The organism is Niveispirillum cyanobacteriorum, assembly GCF_002868735.1.
In the GTDB taxonomy this organism is placed as follows: Bacteria; Pseudomonadota; Alphaproteobacteria; order Azospirillales; family Azospirillaceae; genus Niveispirillum; species Niveispirillum cyanobacteriorum.
Genome location: NZ_CP025611.1, coordinates 340,558 through 358,570, shown reverse-complemented (window position 1 = coordinate 358,570; position 18,013 = coordinate 340,558). Strand labels below are relative to the sequence as shown.

Here is an 18,013-nt window from a genome sequence, read left to right as displayed (position 1 = left end):
AGCGCCGAAATCATGTTCAACAATGTTTCACAGGGTTAATTTTCTGGCAAGCCCGGCACCTGCACCCTGATGGCGGCGCTGGCGCGCTGCCCGGTGCTGTCCATGACGGTCAGGCGGGAAAAGCCGGGGCCGGTGGGACGCCAAAACCGGCTGTCATCGGGCAGCGGCACATTATCCGCGACCCAGCGGTAAGGCGGGCGCCCACCCGCCGCCGACAGGGAGACGCCATCGTCCAACGCCTCCACCTCCGCCCCGTCGGGCGGGAACAGGATGCGCAAGCGTTCGCTACGCTGCGACACCGCCACCGGTCCCCCACCATCCAGCCGGGCCAGACCCGGCGGCGGCGTCGCGCGCAGCAGGGCATGGTCGGGCTCCGGCACCGGTCTTGCCGGCCCGTCGGGGGGCAGCAGGTCGAACACCCGGAACAGCAGCGGGGCCGCCGCCTGCCGTCCCGCCGCACCGGGTCGGGGCGCGCCATCGGCACGCCCAACCCAGACGGCCACGGTGTAATCGGTGGAAACACCGACGGTCCAGGCATCGCGAAAGCCGAAGGAGGTTCCGGTCTTAAACGCCACCCGCCGCCGCCCGGCAATCCCCTGGCCGCCTGCCAGACCATCGGGAACGGGACTGTCGCGCAGCACGGCCAGTACCGCCCGCGCCGCCGCCGTTCCCAACAGACGACCCGTGGAGGCAGGTTCCGGTTGATCAATCCGGTACCGTAACGGTCTGGTGATGCCGTCATCGCCCAGCGCGGAATAGAGCATGGCAAGGTCGGTCAGCCGGATGCCGACACCGCCCAACGCCAGCGGCAATCCAGGCTCCGCCGCCGGCGGCAGAGACAGTTCCGCTCCCGAAATGGTTAGCAATGCTGCCAGCCGCGCTGGCCCCACCCGTTCCAGCACCCGGACGGCGGGGATGTTAAGGGAGCGCTGCAGGGCCTCACGCGCCGTCACCACGCCGTGGAAGCCATCATCGAAATTGCGCGGCAGCCAATCCCCGAACCGCTGCGGCGCATCGTCGATCAGGGTGCCGGGATGCAGGGACAGGTCATCAAAGGCCAGGGCATAGATAAAGGGCTTCAGCGCCGATCCCGGCGACCGCACGGCCCGCGACAGGTCCAACTGCCGGGCGCGCCATTCTCCGCTGCCCAGATGGGCCAGGACACGGCGGTCCTGGTTGGCGATGACCAGGATGGACAGGTCGCCGCCCTGCTCCATCCGTGCCTGCTCGGCCCGACCCACGGCCTCCAGCGCACGTTGCAGGTCGGCGCGCACACCGGTGTGGATGACGGAACCCCGCCCGACACCGGCGACCAGCCGTTCGGCCAGATGCGGGGCCAGCATCGGCAGGGGCAGCATGGCCGTGGGCAGCGGCTCGGTCCTGGCCGCCGCCGCCACATCTGCCGCGATTAGACCCGCCGCTACGGCCCGGTCTAGCACCTTGGCCCGCGCCGCCTTGGCCGCGTCTGGGTATCGGTCAGGCCGCAGCCTTTCCGGCGATTGCGGCAGCGCCACCAGCAGGGCCGCCTGCGCCGGGGTCAGCCTGTCCGGCTCCCGCCCGAACCAGGCCAGCGACGCCGCCCGCACGCCCTCCAGCGGCCCGCCGAACGGCGCAAGGCTCATATAAAGTGACAACACACCGTCCCCACCGAGCCGACGGCGAAGCTGCAAGGCCCGCAGTGCCTCACCAACCTTGGCCGACAGGGTGCGCGGCTGCGGCGAGAGCAAGCGGGCTGTCTGCATGGTCAGCGTGGAGGCACCGGAAATGACCCGCCCATGCCGCACCGCCTGACCCGCTGCCCGGACGATAGCCAGCGGATCAACGCCGGGATGCCAGCCGTGGCGGCGATCTTCCACGGCCAACAGCATGGCCCGGTAAAGCGGGTCGACGCGGGTGCTTTCGGTCGCCAGCCGCCACGCCCCCTCCGCCGTTGGAAAGGCGCGCAGCAGCCGGCCTTCACTGTCCAGCACCTCTGCCGACCGCCCGTCCCAGCGGCCCAAATCCGGCGGCAGGGCCAGGTCGGCAGCCACCAGCCCGGTCAGGGTCAGCAGCGCCGCCGCCAGCGCCCGCCGCCGGCGCCCGCTGATCACTCCGCCACCTCAATCCGTCCCATCGCCGTCCGGGCCTTCACTTTGGGCACATACATATGCTCCGCCACCACCGCCGGCAGGGCAAAGGACCCCGGCGTTACCGCTCGGACGGCATAGGCCACGCGGAAGCCCCAGCGGGCATCGATCTTGAAGCCGGAAATGCCAGCGGCCCCTTTGTCTCCTTCCCGGTCGGCCGGCAAGGACAAGGCCGCCACAAACCGGTCGTCGCGCCCCTCGGCAATGTTGGTGCCGGACAGCGCGCCCAGCCAACCATAGCCGGCCTGTTCAGGCTTGATCACGCCCTCCACCTCCAACCCGGCGGGCAGCAGGTCCAGGATGGCATAGTCGCCGGGAACGGCGGCCATGCCAGCGTTGCCTTCCACCACCACGATGATCCGGTCATTCTGCTTGATACCCGCCGGATCGACGGGCCGCCCATCGGCGGTATAAAGGCTCTTGCGCAGGGCGATCCCGGCCTCCATGGCGGGGACCGGTTCCAACGGCACGCCCTCCACCGACAGGGTACGGTAAAGCCCGGTGTCACCCTGGTTGGCCAGCGTCAGGCCGGCGCGCAGCCGGTCCGGGGTGATGCTGGCCGATACCGGATCGCCGGTACCGACGCTGGCCCCATCCAGACTGACAGCCAGCTTTGCGCCCTTGGGCGCCAGACCGGCGGCGGCGCGCAGTATCCAGGCCTTCTCCTGGGTGTTCGTCTCCTCCGCGCGGGTATCCAGGACCTGTGCGGTCTCCAGCAGGGCCGGGATCGCCACCCCGCGCCCGCCCGCCGCCATCAGGCTGGCAATGGCATAGGTGTCACGCAGGCGGCTGCCATAGGTGTCGGTGCGGACCGGCAGCTTGGGGCGTTTGCCCGTCCGCCGCGCCATTTCGCGCGCCGCATCCTCCTCCACCTCCTTGGCGGCCCAATCGGCCAGCTTCTGGCGGGCGGCATCGAAGGACTGGCCAGCCCGCGCCCGCTCGCCCACGGCGTCCAGTGCCGCCCCCAGATGGGCGGCGGCCAGGGCCTGCTCGGGCATCCTGCTGTCATGGAAATAGCGCAGGTCGCCGACATTGGCCTTGCCCTTGCGGGCCAGGACCCAGGCGGCATAGGCCCGCACCGCCGGCGGGTAGGAACGGCTGGACGCATCGCCCAGCCATTGCCGGCCCAGGGTCAGCGCATCCGCCGGGATCACAAAGCCCTGGTCGGAGGCCAGCTCCAGGAAGTCCATGGCGAAGACCGACAGCCAGGGATCGGCGGCATCGCCATACTGGCCCCACATGCGGAAGCCCCCTTCCGGGTCCTGCATGGACAGGACGCGGTCGATACTATCCTGCACGCGGTCGGCAATGGCCTTGTCCTGCTTGGTCCCGGCCAGCAGGGCCAGATCATTGAACCAGAGCAAGGGCATGGCCCGGCTGACCGTCTGTTCCAGACAGCCGAACGGATACCGGTCCAGCCAGCGCAGCATGCCCGGCACATCAATCCCCTGCCAGCGGGAGACCGACAGCGACACCGCCTCCGTCCCCGGCACCAGCCCGGTCAGGAGATCGGCAGGAAGGACTGCATTCTCCCCCGGTGCCAGGGTCGCCACCATCTCCCGCATCACGGGCAGCTGTGGCGGACGCACCTGGATGGGCCATGACCGTTCCACCTGGAACCCGCCCGGTCCCGCCACCGACAGGGTGACGGTACCGATGCCGGCTTCGGTCCCATCCAGCGGTACGGTGAAGACCTGCCGCTCCCCTTGGGCCAGAGTGACGGATCGATCCGTCTGCCCACCAGCAACAGCACCCTTGGCACCCAGGGCCAAACGGTAGGCACCGGCAGCCCCTTCCACATTATGGATAAGGATGGTTGCACGGCCCTTGTCGGACGGGGACAGGAAGCGGGGCAGGATCACCTCCGCCACTACGGGATCGCGCACCGTCATCCGCCTTTCCGCCGATCCCAGCTTGTCCGTGTCCCAGGCGACGGCCATCAGGCGCAGTTCGCCCTGAAAATCCGGGATGGTCAGGGGAATATTGGCCTTGCCCTCCGCATCCAGCGCCACGATGCCGGAGAACAGGGCCACCGTCCGGGTTGGTACCACGTCCAGCCCGCGCCCGCCGAACCCGTCACCGCCCTGATCATCACCCTGGGCCTGCGCCCGGATCAGGCGGCCATAATCATCGCGCATCGACACGCCCAGTTGCCGCTTCGCCAGAAAGTAATCCTGCGGCCTGGGCGTGGCAAAGCGGGTCAGGCCCAGAATGCCCTGATCGACGGCGGCAAGCGTCACATGCGCCTTTGCACCCGCCCCCTTGACCGCGATGGGAACCGTGATGGTCTGGCGCGGCAGCACCTTGTCCGGGGCCGCGATGGCGATATCCAGCGTCCGGCGGCCCGCATCCATGCCCAGCCAGGCAACCCCCACCGCTCGCACCGGCGCGTGGCCCAGCGAGGCATTCAGCGGGCGGTAGAGGGTGACTAGGGCATAGGCACCCGCCCCCCAGTCCGCCCCGACCTTCAGATCGACATCCGCACCACCCGCCGGCACAGCGATGCTGCGCGTCTCATGCACCGTCTCATTGGCGATGACCAGCAGCGCCTCCCCGGCCACCTCGCTGTCGATGCGCAGGCGGGCCGTGTCGCCGGGGGCATAGCCGGCACGGTCGGCGGCCAGTTTCAAACGATCCGGACGGTCCGGCCCGCTTTCGCCATACCATCCGCTGGAAAAGGCGACGGAGGTGGCAGCCGGGCTGGCGCTGTCCGCCACGATCAGCCGGTATCCGCCCCAGGTCACCGCCTGAGACACCACAGACGGCTTGTCGGCGGCGATGTCTAGGGTGCCGCTGGCAATCACCTTCTCACGCGGGACCCGCTGATATTTCCAGGTCCCGCCGCTTCGGAACCATTGCCAGGTGGAGGTATCCTTGATCAACCGCCAGGACAGGCCCTTGGCAGCCACTGTGTTGCCATCGGCATCGACGGCAATCACTTCAAACCCTGCCTTGGCGCCTTCCGGCACCGCGTCCTGGAATTGCGGTCGAATGCCGATGGACAGCGGCGTGACAGGGACGGGCACATAGACATGCTCCGCCGTGGCCCGCCCGCCCGGTTCCCGGATGGCGACATAGATGTCGGCGCGCAACGGCCTTGTCCCTGGTACCTGGGCCGGGACGGTACCCGTCACCTGCGTCTTGCCCGCCGCATCCGTCTCCGCCACCGTCAGATCCACCGGCTCCACATCGAAGCTGTCCGCCGGGGTTCCCCATTGATAACCCTTGTGGCGGGGGAACGGGGCCGGGTCCGGCTCCAGCGTCAACCGCGCCTCACCGGCCAGGGCGGCACCGGGCGCGCCATAGAGGAAGCGAGCACTGAGTTTCAGGCTAACCGCCTCACCAGGGGCCAGCCGGGCCGGCTTGTTGTCGATGGCAACGTCAAGGCGTTGGGGCACGAAATCCTGCACCTGGAAGCGCACCGACCCGATGGCGGGGCCGGCAGGATCGGCATGGGCTGCCGCTTCCCATTGTCCCCGATTTGCACTGGCTGGCAGAGTTATGGACAGGTGGCCAGCCGCCCCGCCGCCGTCCACCATCTCAAACCGCTGATGCTCCTTCCCATCAGGCCGCTTCAGCTTGATGGTCAGATGCCGGCCCGGCAAGGCCAGTGCCTGCGCATCGCGCAGCAGGGTGGTCAGCTCTACCGTCTCCCCCGGACGATAAATGCCGCGTTCGGTGTAAAGGAAGGCATCCGCCGCCGCCGCCGGCTGGCGCCCCTCCACACCCCGGTCGGACAGGTCAAAACCGGGACGGCGCAGGTCCAGGAAGTTGAAATCGCCATCCTCGCGATAGGCCATGACCATGACGGGCGCCAGACCGCCCTCGCCGCGCAGCAGTCCGGCATCGAAATGGAAAAGCCCCTTGCCGTCGCTTTTCGCCTCCGCCAGCACGTCATTGTTGCGGGCGATCAGGGACAGGCGGACACCACCCACGGGCTTGGCGCTGGACAGGGACCGCACCGACAAAGTCAGGCCGTCGGCACCCCGAAAACTGGTCAGGCCCAGGTCGGACTGCACCATCCACTGCCCGGCCTGGGGCCGGTACTCGTCGGAATAATAGTAATTATCCTCACCGTCCTGGCGCGGTGCATCCGGATTGCTGGCGACCAGAAGGTAGGCACCGGGCTCGGTCTTGCCAATGGCATCAGCCAGGGGGAACAGGGTGGTGACGGCGCTGTTACGCGGCCCGGTCACGGGCACCTCGCCCTGCCAGACCAGCCGGCCCTCGTCCTGCTCTACCTCCTTCGCGCTGTAGGGGTAGAAGCTGCGTTCATCCACGAAATCCTGCCGCATGCGGGCCAGCATGCGGTCGCCGACGCGGTAAAGCTTTATGGCGAGCCGGTCGACATTGACGGTCGTGATCGGCAGGCCGTCGCCCGTTTCACGTGGCAGGATAAAGCCCTGGCCCAGCGCTACCGCCGGCTGTCGGTCGGTCAGGGTCAGGGCCACGGTGGCCGCCGCCTCCAGCGTGCCGGCACCGGCCCCCGCCGGCAGGCCAGGGCGCAGAGTGGCCTGATACTCCGTGCCGAAGGTCAGGCCTGACAGGCACAGCTTCTCCCGCGCCACCCGGAAGGCCGCGCGCGTGTCAGCCGGCAGCTCGACATAATCGGCGTAATTGACGGTGCCCGTCTCGTCCAACGGCTTGTTGAAGACCAGACAGGCCTCCGCAACAGTGCCACCGGCCTCCGTCGTCACGCGGGTGAAACGGAAGGCGCGGTCATCCGGCGTCGAAGGCGGCAATGTCTTGGCCGTCACCGGCTGTGTCGCGGTTGCCGGTGGCGGGACCAGCTTCGCCACCATCCTGTCCCCTGGCCGCATCGCCTGCCATCCGGCGAACCCAACAGCGCCCAAAGACAGCACCGCGACAGCCGTCAGGACGACACGCTTCGACACCGGCATTTTCCCCTCCCCGAGACGTCCGGGGACGAGAGTGCCAACAGCTTTATGGCAATACAACGGTCAGGGGCCGGCCTATCACTTACGAACGGCGGCTGCGCTTATTCTCATACATGCGCGCATCCGCTTCCCGCAGCGCTTCATCCGGGTTGGATTGATGCGGGTCGGCATGGACGACACCAAAACTGGCACCCGGATAGTCGATCACCACCTCACCCAGGTCGTAGCGCCCCTGGACCAGGGGCGACAAACGGCGGCGCGGTGCCTCGTCATTATCGCCATCGCTGGGTGCCGTCAGGCCGATGACGACAAATTCATCGCCGCCCAGCCGGCCCAGCATGTCACCCGCGCGCAGCCCTTTGGACAGACGGCGTCCAACCTCCACCAGAAAGACATCGCCCGCATCATGGCCATGGGTGTCATTGATCTTTTTGAATCCGTCCAGGTCGATGAAGACGACCAACACCCGCTGCCCCGTCCGCCGGCCCAGCGCGAACAGCCGATCCAGCTCCGCCAAGGTGCAGCGGCGATTGGGCAGCCCGGTCAGGGCGTCGGTGGCGGACTCCGTCTCCAGCGCAGCATTGGCCTTCTGCAAGTCCGCCAGCAGGCGTTCACGCTCCAGTTGTTGCCCGATCAGGGTGGAGAAAAGCGACAAGGCCTGCTTGCCTTGCGGGGTCAGGGGTTGGCGGTCACTGCTGGCGGCGCAGAGCGTGCCATATAGGTTTTCGCTGCCCATATAGACGGGTGTGCTGGCATAGGTCTGTATCCCCAACGCCCTGGCCGCTTCGGAATCGCCCCAGCAGGCGGCAACATCCTCCGTATAGGACCGCCCCTCCTCCAACGCGCGCTTGCACAGCGTGTCGTCCCACGGCACGGACAGGCCCTCGGGTATCTGCATCGTCCGGCTGTTGCGGGAAAAGAGGATGGTCTGCATCCCGGCGCCGGTATCGATATGGGTCAGATAGGTGCTTTCCAGACCCGTCACCAGTTCCAGCAGTTCCAGCAGGGGCCGGGTCAGTTGTTCCACGGTGCGGGCGGAACCCAAGGTTTCTGACACTTTGCCAAGGAGGTCGGTTTGCAACGGCATCCCTCAAACGTCCTGAAAATCACACCATCATATGCCTATCATTTTGTCGGCGAACAGTGGCGCGCTGACCAGCCCTCTTTTCGGATAGGTCGTAAGACAGCAACCGGTGTCAGCGCATCAGGCCCGAAATGATCTCAAACGAGCGCAGCCTTTTGCCGAAATCAAACATATCCGACACGATCATCAGCTCATCCGCCCCGGTCCGTTCCAGCAGCGCATCGACGCCGCGGCGCACAGTCTCCGGCCCTCCGATGATGGAACAGGCCAGCATCTGCTGGACATGCAGCTTCTCACGCGGGGACCAGTAGGTCTCGATATCGGCGATGGGCGGCTGAGTCAGGCGGCGCATACCCCGGACGAGATTGGTGAAGGACATTTGCTGCGATGTTGCCAGATACTGGGCTTCCGCGTCGCTCTCCGCCGCGATGATATTGACGCCGACCAGTGCATGAGGCTGCTGTTGCTGCGCCGATGGCCGGAAACGGTCGCGATAGATGGCCAGGGCCTGATCCAGGGAGCCGGGTGCAAAATGGGAGGCGAAACCAAAGGGCAGGCCCAGTTCGGCGGCCAGCTGCGCCCCGAACAGGCTGGAACCCAGAATCCACAGTGGCACTTCTGTGCCGGACCCCGGCACCGCCTCAATCGGCTGTCCCGGCGTGGCGGGCGCCAGATAGGCCTGCAGTTCCAGCACGTCGCGGGGGAAATTCTCGGCACTGGCCGGGTCGCGACGCAATGCGCGCAAGGTGTACTGATCCGTCCCCGGCGCGCGACCCAGGCCAAGGTCGATGCGGCCCGGAAACAGCGTCGCCAGCGTACCGAACTGTTCGGCAATCACATAGGGGGAATGGTTGGGCAGCATGATGCCCCCCGCCCCCACCCGGATATGGCGGGTGCCCGCCGCGATATGGGCGATGATCAGGGATGTCGCCGCCGTCGTTACCGTCGGCATATTGTGATGTTCGGCCACCCACAGGCGCTTGTAGCCCTGCTGTTCGGCATGCTGCCCCAGCGTCCGGGCCTCATCCATCGCATCGCGGCGGCTGCCGCCCTCACGCACGCGGCCCAGTTCCAGAATCGAAAAATCAACCAAACCATGTCTCCGGGGCCACGCATCGGCGGGCCCGCCAGGGGGATCCATCATTGCTTCCCCATATGGGGGTAGCGGATGGTCATGACGAGGGGGCGCGAAGCGCTTGCCAAGCGGGCATGGTTTGATAAGTAGGATAATATCATTCATCTCAGCCAGCGGCGGAACGCGTCATTGTGGATATAACGATCAACGACGTTGCCGAACGGGCAGGTGTTTCCATCCGCACCGTGTCCCGCGTGCTCAACCGGTCCACCAAGGTCAATGCCCTGACGCGTGAACGCGTGGAAGAGGCGATTGCCGCCCTGGGCTTCCGGCCCAGCGCGCGGGCGCGCGGTCTGGCGACGGGCCGATCCTTCCTGATCGGCATGGTCCATAATGACCAGAACGCGCTGGTCCTGGACGCGGTCCAGCGCGGTATGGTGCATGAGGCGACGCGGCGCGGGTATGAGATCGTGATCCACCCGGCACCCGCCAGCCATCAGGGGCCAGTGGAAAATGTGCTGGATTTCGTGGGACGGTCGCGGGTCGATGGGGTCGTGGTATTGTCGCCCGTCTCCACGGTGGCCGGATTACCAGAGGCGCTGGCAGCAGCGGACGTGCCGGCCATCGCCCTGTCGCCCACCCCGCTGACCGGTTTCGCCGGCTTCCTTGTCTCCAACGAACGGGCTGGTGCCGCCGATGTGGCGCGCCATCTGGTGGGGCTGGGCCATCGCCGCATCGCGCTGGTATCCGGCCCGTCATCGGCGCGGTCGGCCCAGGAACGGCGTGCCGGCTTCGTGGCGGCCTTGATGGAGGCGGGGTGCGGCCTGATCGGCGAGGTGGAAGGCGATTACGGTTTTGCCTCCGGCGTTGCCGCCGCCGAGCGGCTGTTGACGCTGGACCCGATGCCTACCGCCATCTTCGCCGCCAACGACATCATGGCCGCCGGTGTGTTGAAGGCAGCCGCGGCGCGCGGGATCGCGGTGCCGCAAGACCTGTCCGTCGTCGGCTTTGACGGCAGCGTCCTGGCCCAGATGCTGACGCCGGCCCTGACCACGGTCCACCGCCCGCTGGGGGAGATGGCGCAGTTGGCGACCGCCTGGCTGATCAACATGATTGAGGACATGCCAACCGAAACCGAACTGCACCGGACCCTGACCCTGGTGCCGGGCGAATCCTCTGGCCCCGCGCCACGCGGTTAGGGCAGCCGTCCCGGATTGAAGCGCCGCATCCAGTCCAGAAGGGCGGGGTCGGAATGGCTGTCCAGGATATGGTGCAGGGTTTCGGGCCGTTCATCCTGACCCAGCTTGAACTTTGCCGTCACACGGGTAACGCGGGCACGGAAGCCGATAATGTGGCGGGCCAAATGATCATAGCGTGCGCCCAGTTCAGCCGGGTGCCAGGGATGCTCTCGGAAATGCTCCAGCCTGTCGGCTAGCAGGTCCAGGGAGGGACCGGTCAGGTCCGGATCAAAGGTGATCTCTGCCCAGACCCGCGCCTGTGCATAATTCCAGGTGGGTCCCCAGTCCCGCCGGCCCGCATGCGACGGCGAGATATAGGCATCCGGGCCCTTGAACAGCATCAGGGCGCGCGGTTCGCGGTTCAGCGCCGCGCGCAGCGGGTTCGAGATCGCCAGATGACCGATAAGCTCGGTTAGTTCGCCTGCTGCGTCAAACCGGCCCACCAGGGGAAGCAGACTTGCCTCTTCCCCGTCGGCGTGGTCACCCAGGCAAGTGGGAACTGTGCGATCAAGTCCCGCACATCATCGGCAGCGTAGTGCTCAAACATGTCCTGTTTACCTGTTGAGGGTCGTTTCCGGCCAGCGCCCGGCCCATGGCTGGGCCTGTTCCAATTCAAAGCTCAGCGCCAGCAGCAACGCCTCCTGCCCCCGGTCGGCGGCAAACATGACGCCGATGGGCAACCCCTGCGCGGTCCAGGACAGGGGAAGGGAGATGGCGGGCGTGCCCGAAAGGTTCTGCAGCGGTGTGTAATCCAACCAGCCGAACATCCGCTCCATCAGCACGTCCCCCGGTACGTCGGGCGCCATGAAACCCAGTTCGGGCGGGGGCGTTGCCAGGGTCGGGGTCAGGATGACATCGTAATCCTGGAAAAAGGCCGACAGCCGCTTGGGCAGTTCCGCCACCTGCCCCCAGGCCTGTTCCAGATCGTCGGTGGACAGGGCCTCGGCCATACGACCCAGAGCATTGGTCCAGGGTTCGAGCCATTGCTGGGGATCATCCCCGCGCCCGCGCACGGCATCAACACAATCGGCACCGATATGGCACCACAGGGTGCGTTCCGCCTGCATCACGGCAGCGCCGTCAAACGGCCAATCGGCGATGGTTATCTCGTGACCTAGGGCACGGCACAGCGCCGCCGCCTCATTCGCCGCCACGTCGCAGGCTGGATCGGATTGGTTGCCCGACAGGGTCCAGGGTATCACGGCGATGCGCAGACGCCGGGTGGAAGGCCCCTTCACCGGGACGGCGTGCGCCAGATGGGCCAGGGCGAAGCCGGCGGCCACGTCGCGCACGCTGCGCGCCATCAGGCTGTCGCCGACCAGCAGGTCTTCCACCACATGCCGGGCGCGGACCCGCACCGTCGTGCCGCGTCCGGGTTTCAGCCCCACGATGCCGCAGCAGGATGCGGGGATACGGATGGACCCGGCCCCGTCGCTACCATGGGCCAGCGGCACCAGACCCGCCGCCACGGCTGCACCCGCCCCGCCGCTGGACCCGCCCGGCGAATGGGCGGCGGACCAGGGGTTGCGGGTGACGGGGCCGATCTTCGGCTCCGTCACGCCCAGCAGGCCGAATTCCGGCATGGCGCTTTTGCCGACCGGCACCAGCCCCGCCTCATCCAGCCGCCTTATATATTCATGGCCGGATGTAACCGGCGTCAGCGGCTTGGACGCCGATCCGCCCCGGCTGGGCAGACCCGGATAATCCAGACTGTCCTTCAACAGATAGGGCACGCCGGCCAGCGCATGGTCGGGCAGCGGTCCGGCGGCCCGTGCCCGGCCCAGATCAAAGGCCGCGCAACTGACCGACCGCAGGGCGGGGTCCAGCGCCTCAATCCGCAGGATCGCGGCTTCCGTCAGTTCCGGGGCCGATACCTGACCCGACCGGATCAGGCCGGCTTGTGCATGTGCATCCAGGCGGCCGATGGCGATGGCATCCGACAGCTTCATTTGAGACCCTTGCTCCAGATCAGGCTTTGTTCAGCGAAGGCCCAGAACAGGGCCATCTGTTTGAACTGGTCGCTCAGGCCCGCCCCTGCCTGATGCCCCGCCGCCATGTCGACATGGAACAGGATGGGCGACGGCCCCTTGTTATGGTCGCGCAAGGTCGCCACCCATTTGCCCGCCTCCCAGTAGGAAACACGGTCATCCCGGATGCCCGCCGTGGCCAGCACAGGCGGATAGACCCCATCGCGCACATTCTCATAGGGGGAGATGGAGGCGATGTAATCATAGGCTTCAGTATCGGCCAGCGGGTCGCCCCAGTCCGGACGGAAGGCCGGCACCAGCGGGTGGTCCCCATCGCTCATGGTGTTCAGCATGTCGACGAACGGCACCTGTGCGATGACCCCGCCCCACAGGTCGGGCCGCAGGTTGCTAACCCCACCCATCAGCAAGCCCCCCGCCGACAGGCCATAGGCCACGATGCGGCGGCGCGCGGTATAACCCTGTTTGATCAGATGCTCGGCGCACGCGATGAAATCGGTGAAAGTATTCTTCTTCTTGAAGCGCCGCCCTTCCAGGAACCAGCGCCGCCCCTTCTCCGACCCGCCGCGCACATGGGCGATGGCATAGGTCCAGCCACGGTCCACCAGCGCCAGGGCGGGGATGGAAAACTCCGCCTCCGACGGCACACCATAGGCGCCATAGGCGTACAGCAGCAGCGGCGCTGCCCCGTCCAGCGCCATGCCCTTGCGCATCAGCACCGTGACCGGCACCTGTTCCCCATCGGATGCCGGGGCCATCAGGCGTCGCACCTCATACCGGGCGGGGTCGAAACCCTTGCCCGTGGCCTGCTGCTGCACCACATGCCGGGTGCGGCTGACCATGTCATAATCCAGCCACTGGCGCGGCGTGCGCGGGCTTTCATAGATCAGGCGCAGGATGCCGCCACCCGGCTCCTGCACCGGGGCGAGCGTGATGGCATAGGCCGCTTCATCGAAGGCGACGCTGTCTTCGCGCCCGTCGCGGCCCGTCACCACGATCTCCAGCCGCCCCTCCGCCCGCTGCAACCGCACAAAATGATCACGGAAGGACAGCGTCTCCAGAATATGGCAGCCGGGCCGGTGCGGCACCCAGTCTTGCCAGTGGGCACGGCCCGGCTGTGTCAGGCTGGCGCGCATCAGCTTACCATCCAGGGCGCCATCGGCATCGGTCAGGATGATCAGGTCACCCGCCCATTCCTGCACCCGGTAATGCAGGCCGGGCCGGCGCGGTTCCACCGGCATCGGTTCGGCCAGCGGGTTGGACGCCGGGATCAGCCGCACCTCATCCACATCCGGCCCCAGGATATGGATCACGACATGGCTGTTGGAGGCGGTGCGCGACAGGCCCATGAACAGGGCGGGATCGGGTTCGGTATAGACCAGCACATCATCCCCGCCCCGCGCCGGCCGGCGGAACACCTTCACCGGTCGCGACAGCGGATCGCGCCAGATCCAGAACACATATTGGCTGTCGGGGGAAAAGGCGATGCCGTGCCAGCCATAGGCATCGGCGTTGGGCGTCGTGCTGAGCGAACCGGTTTCCAGATCGCGCACACAGATGCGGTGACGGTCCCCGCCCTCCACATCCTCCGCCCACATGAACAGCCTGTGATCGGGGCTGTGCTCCGCCTCCGTCACGCGGAAATAGGCATGGCCCCGCGCGCGTTCCTGACCGTCCAGCAGCACCTGTTCGGCACCGCCGCCACGTGGGCGGCGGGCATGGACCTTGTGATCCTGTCCGGGCCGGACATAGGTGTAATACTCCCATGGTCCGTCGGGCACGGGCGGGGCCGACTGCTCCGTCCCCGTCAGGGCCTGCATCGCCGCTACGATATCTCGCTGCGCCGTGGCTGTCGGCGCCAACATGGCATCGGCATAGCGGTTCTCCACATCCAGGTGCGCGCGGATTTCCGGGTTCATCAGGCTGGTATCGCGGGAAACCTTGGCCCAGTTGGGATCGCGCAGCCAGGCGTAATTATCGATGCGCGTGCGGCCCAGTTGCACGATGCGCTTGGGCCGTTTGGGCGGGCGCGGCGGCGACGGGGAACCGTCCGCCGCAATGCCCGGCAGGGGGAGCAGGGCGACGCCAGCCGCCAGAAGGAATGACCGACGCCGCATCATCATGCTCCCCATGCCGTTCCCCCTTACATCGACCAGTGCAGCGTGACACCGTAGGTACGCGGGCGCACCAGACCCTGGCTCAGGCCATTCGCCTCCGGTACGGTACGGGTGACGCCGCGCTTGTCGGTGATGTTGTTGGCGAAGACGGTGGCCGTCGTCGTGCCGAAGGTCGCGCCGACACGCAGATCGAACAGATTATACCCGCCCTGCCCATTCACCGCGATGCCGGGAACGGCGGAATTCATGTCGCTGATCCCCTTGGACAGGTAGCGGTGGGCAACGGTGACGGTGGGGTCGTACGCCACATCAAACGTGTAGATGGCGGTATTGGCGATGGACCAGTCAGACGAGCCGGCCAGCCGCGACCCCTTGGGTGCGGTACCGTACCAGAGGATAAACAGATCTTCATCCAGCCGCGCCTTCATATAGGTGACGCTGCTCTGGATATCGAGATTGGCCGTCGCCTGCCAAGTGGCCGACATTTCCAGCCCCTTGATGGAGGCAGCCGCCCCGTTAGCGGCATAATTGAAATTGTCAGGCGTCAGCAGGCGCAACTGGATATCGGTCCAGTCGACATAGAAGGCCGTCGCGTCCAGCAGCAACTGCCCATCGGCCAGGGTGGCGCGCAGCCCCGCCTCGTAATTCTTCAGGCTGTCACTCTTCGATCCGCTGGGGATGGGGAAGGCCGACAGGCCCGATCCATTGGGCGTGCCAAAGCGGAATCCTTCAGAATAAAGACCATAGACCATCAGCGTGTCGCTGGGCTTATAGGTCAGGGAGAGTTTCGGGGAAAAACCGTCTTCCTTGGTCTGCGTGCGTTCCACCAGCGGATTGCCGGGATATGTGGAGAAGCCGATTGTGGTGGAGGTGCTGGTCACCTCCGTCTTGAACAGGCGGCCACCCGCCGTGAACTTGATCTCCGGCGTCAGGTAGTAGGAGGCCTCACCGAACAGCGCGCTCTCCTCCCCCTTCAGGTCGGTATAGAAGGCGTTGAAGATGCTGCCATCGGGGGCAATGATCGCGCCCTTGCCGGGGCCGTAATTGGGCGAGGCATCAAAGGCGGCGGCGGCTCCATTGGCGCCCAGCTGTTCATACAGATACTTGTCGCTTTCGAAATACATGGCCCCCAGCAGCCATTCAAAGGCCCCGCCCCCGTTGGACGCCAGGCGCAGTTCGCCCGACTTGCCGTCGCTATCGCCGCCGGAGCGTACATAAAGCGGGTTGGAGATGTTCAGCCCCAGATCGGCATTATAGGCGGCGCGGTAGGGGGTGAAGTCGAAGACAAAACCCTGGTTCTTCTTCTGATAGGCACCCAGCGCCGTCAGCGTCGCAAAACCCAGATCGCGGTCCAGGCGCAGGCTGTGAATTTCAACGTCGGTATCGTTGGTTTCCGGCAGGGCGCTGGACCGGCCAAAACTGCCATAGGTCGGGTTGCGATAGGGCGCGTCATCTGCTGCCGTCTTCTGATACAGGCTGAGCCAGGACAGTTCCGTCAGATCGTCCGGCGTCCAGACGACCGACAGACGGCCACCGCCCACATCGATATCGCTGGACCCCTTCTCCCCCGTGCCGGCATTGTCCAGATAGCCTGGATCACGGCGGAAGGTGCCGACGGCGCGCACCGCCAGCTTATCCTCGACCAGCGGCATGTTCAGCATGGCCTTGCCGGTCCAGCCGATATCGGCATTGCGGGTGCGGGAGACCGTGGTTTCCAGGGCCGCATCCTCCTTGGAGGCATCGGCCTTGTTGGCGATATAATTGACGGCACCACCCATGGAGGCGGAGCCGAACAGCGATCCCTGCGGCCCGCGCATCACCTCGACCCGGTCTACGTCGAACGCGTCGATATCGGGGATAACGATGGTCCAGCCGGGTTCGGTCAGCGGCACCTCATTGATGTAATAACCCGTGGTGCCCTGTCCCTGCACATTGCCGGAATTGGTGGCCACGCCACGGATCACGACATGGGAGGTGCCGGGCTGGAATTCATTGAACACCACGCCGGGCGTGCGCTGGATATAGTCGGCGAAGCTCTGTGCGCCGATGGCTTCCAGCTGCTTGCCGGACACGGCGGAAACGGAGCCGGAAACGTCACGCACGCTCTGCTGCCGCTTGGTAGCGGTGACGATGATTTCTTCCAGCAGAATGCTTGTATCGGTGGTGGCTGCCTCCTGCGCTGTCGCTGCCAGAGGCGCCAGCGCGGCGGTGCAGGACAGGATGAGGGTGCGGTACCAACGGCTATTGCTCATGTCGAGGATCCCTGTTCTGTTCATGGTCAGGGCCGTAGCCGGCCTCTCTTCATGGTTCAGCCTATGCCCTTCCCGGCGGCCCGGCACACCCGCGTAGGTCATTTATTCCCGCGTTCGGGCCAATCGAGAAACATCTGCATCGGGCCGTCACATGGCATCGCAGCATGGCCGATACCGCAACAGTCGTGGGGCGACAGGCTTGATAAAGCTGTAGTTTCATCGGATGCCACGCCGGATGATGGCAGCCCCCTGCTGCAACGCGTCAGGACCTTTGTAGGTGCCGGGACAGCCAGGCCGACGCCTCTGTGAAGGCACGGTCGGCAAGCGGGGAAATGGAAACCGCCTCCAGAAAACTATGGCTGGCCCCGTCATAGAGGTTGGCGCTGACCGGCACGCGAGCACTGCGCAATCGGGCGGCCATGGCCAGATTGCCATCTACCAGGATGTCGCAAGCCGCGATGCACAGAAAGGCGGGCGGCAGGCCCGACAGATCGGCCCGCAGCGGTGCCGCCAGCGGGTTATCATAGTCCGCAATCCCGCGCAGATAGGCATCCCAGAACACCACCATTTCGGCACTGTTCAGCATATAGCCGTCCGAACCATACCGTTCGTGCGAGGCCGTGATAGCATGGTCGAACGCGCCATAATTCAGGACCATTGCATCCAGAACCGGCTTGCCCTGCCGCCGCAGCAGCAGATTGGCGGCCACTGCCATATTGGCACCGGCACTGTCGCCACCGATGGCAATGCGAGCGGGGTCAAGGCCGGGTCCGCCGGTACCGGCGCGGACAGCATCCACCACATCTACGATCTCTTCCAGCGGGGTCGGGAACTTCGCCTCTGGTGACAGGCTGTAATCCACACCGATGACGGCAACCCCAACGCGGGCCGCATATTCGCGCATCAGCCGGTCGTGCGTATCCAGGCTGAACAGCATCCAGCCGCCGCCATGGATATAAAGCATGACGGGGAGGTCGGCACCGATGGATGGCTCGTAGATGCGTACGCGCACACCGCGAATCCCCAGACGCAGTTCCCGCGTCCGGGCCATGACCGGGCCGCCCTTTGTCCAGGGCGCCCGCACCGTCTCCGCCACCTGCCGCCGGTCGGCCAGCGTCTGCCCCGGCAGCACAGGGTGAGAGGCATAACCGCTGTTGATAGCCTGATGGAAACGGCGGATATCGGGGTCCAGATCGTCGGCGGCCTTGATCACTTCATTCACAAACCAAACTCCCCTC

Annotated in this window: 10 protein-coding genes; 1 reads left to right on the top strand and 9 read right to left on the bottom strand. The window is 66.2% G+C overall.

What is annotated here, in order from left to right:
- Nucleotides 1-35 precede the first annotated feature (35 nt).
- From pbpC to C0V82_RS01570, 4 genes are all read right to left on the bottom strand, one after another.
- Complete coding sequence (gene pbpC, locus C0V82_RS01585) at nucleotides 36-2,090, bottom strand: penicillin-binding protein 1C (protein WP_199772448.1); 2,055 nt, start codon at nucleotides 2,088-2,090, stop codon at nucleotides 36-38.
- Nucleotides 2,087-7,027 (bottom strand): alpha-2-macroglobulin family protein, encoded by a 4,941-nt coding sequence (locus tag C0V82_RS01580; protein ID WP_102110833.1) that lies wholly within the window; start codon nucleotides 7,025-7,027, stop codon nucleotides 2,087-2,089. The genes pbpC and C0V82_RS01580 overlap by 4 nt, the downstream gene beginning before the upstream one ends.
- A gap of 79 nt (nucleotides 7,028-7,106) precedes the next feature.
- Nucleotides 7,107-8,111, bottom strand: coding sequence for a GGDEF domain-containing protein (locus tag C0V82_RS01575; RefSeq protein ID WP_188595096.1), 1,005 nt, complete (start codon nucleotides 8,109-8,111; stop codon nucleotides 7,107-7,109).
- A gap of 109 nt (nucleotides 8,112-8,220) precedes the next feature.
- Complete coding sequence (locus C0V82_RS01570; protein ID WP_102110832.1) at nucleotides 8,221-9,201, bottom strand: LLM class flavin-dependent oxidoreductase; 981 nt, start codon at nucleotides 9,199-9,201, stop codon at nucleotides 8,221-8,223.
- A gap of 173 nt (nucleotides 9,202-9,374) precedes the next feature.
- Here C0V82_RS01570 and C0V82_RS01565 point away from each other — a divergent pair, with 173 nt between their 5' ends.
- Complete coding sequence (locus C0V82_RS01565; protein WP_199772447.1) at nucleotides 9,375-10,382, top strand: LacI family DNA-binding transcriptional regulator; 1,008 nt, start codon at nucleotides 9,375-9,377, stop codon at nucleotides 10,380-10,382.
- On the opposite strand, the gene C0V82_RS01560 is transcribed toward C0V82_RS01565, so the two are convergent.
- The 5 genes from C0V82_RS01560 to C0V82_RS01540 form a co-directional block, all read right to left on the bottom strand.
- Nucleotides 10,379-10,909 (bottom strand): FMN-binding negative transcriptional regulator, encoded by a 531-nt coding sequence (locus C0V82_RS01560; RefSeq protein WP_281262362.1) that lies wholly within the window; start codon nucleotides 10,907-10,909, stop codon nucleotides 10,379-10,381. The genes C0V82_RS01565 and C0V82_RS01560 overlap by 4 nt on opposite strands.
- Nucleotides 10,910-10,975: 66 nt before the next feature.
- Entirely contained in the window at nucleotides 10,976-12,370 is a 1,395-nt protein-coding gene (locus C0V82_RS01555) for an amidase family protein (protein WP_102110830.1), read from the bottom strand.
- Nucleotides 12,367-14,529 carry a S9 family peptidase gene (locus tag C0V82_RS01550; RefSeq protein ID WP_245924124.1) on the bottom strand — a complete coding sequence of 721 codons (2,163 nt, stop codon included), beginning with the start codon at nucleotides 14,527-14,529 and terminating at the stop codon, nucleotides 12,367-12,369. Before C0V82_RS01550 ends, C0V82_RS01555 begins: the two co-directional genes overlap by 4 nt.
- A gap of 20 nt (nucleotides 14,530-14,549) precedes the next feature.
- Nucleotides 14,550-16,775 carry a TonB-dependent receptor gene (locus tag C0V82_RS01545; protein WP_158659657.1) on the bottom strand — a complete coding sequence of 742 codons (2,226 nt, stop codon included), beginning with the start codon at nucleotides 16,773-16,775 and terminating at the stop codon, nucleotides 14,550-14,552.
- 262 nt (nucleotides 16,776-17,037) lie between these two features.
- The gene (locus C0V82_RS01540; protein WP_199772445.1) at nucleotides 17,038-17,997 is read right to left on the bottom strand and encodes an alpha/beta hydrolase; all 960 of its coding nucleotides are present in this window, start codon (nucleotides 17,995-17,997) and stop codon (nucleotides 17,038-17,040) included.
- Between the last annotated feature and the right edge of the window lie 16 nt (nucleotides 17,998-18,013).

What these genes read in the sequence shown, in the direction of transcription:
- C0V82_RS01580 (WP_102110833.1), bottom strand. Translation starts at nt 7,027, where the DNA reads ATGCCGGTGTCGAAGCGTGTCGTCCTGACGGCTGTCGCGGTGCTGTCT.
- C0V82_RS01555 (WP_102110830.1), bottom strand. Translation starts at nt 12,370, where the DNA reads ATGAAGCTGTCGGATGCCATCGCCATCGGCCGCCTGGATGCACATGCA.
- C0V82_RS01550 (WP_245924124.1), bottom strand. Translation starts at nt 14,529, where the DNA reads ATGATGATGCGGCGTCGGTCATTCCTTCTGGCGGCTGGCGTCGCCCTG.
- C0V82_RS01575 (WP_188595096.1), bottom strand. Translation starts at nt 8,111, where the DNA reads ATGCCGTTGCAAACCGACCTCCTTGGCAAAGTGTCAGAAACCTTGGGT.
- C0V82_RS01545 (WP_158659657.1), bottom strand. Translation starts at nt 16,775, where the DNA reads ATGAGCAATAGCCGTTGGTACCGCACCCTCATCCTGTCCTGCACCGCC.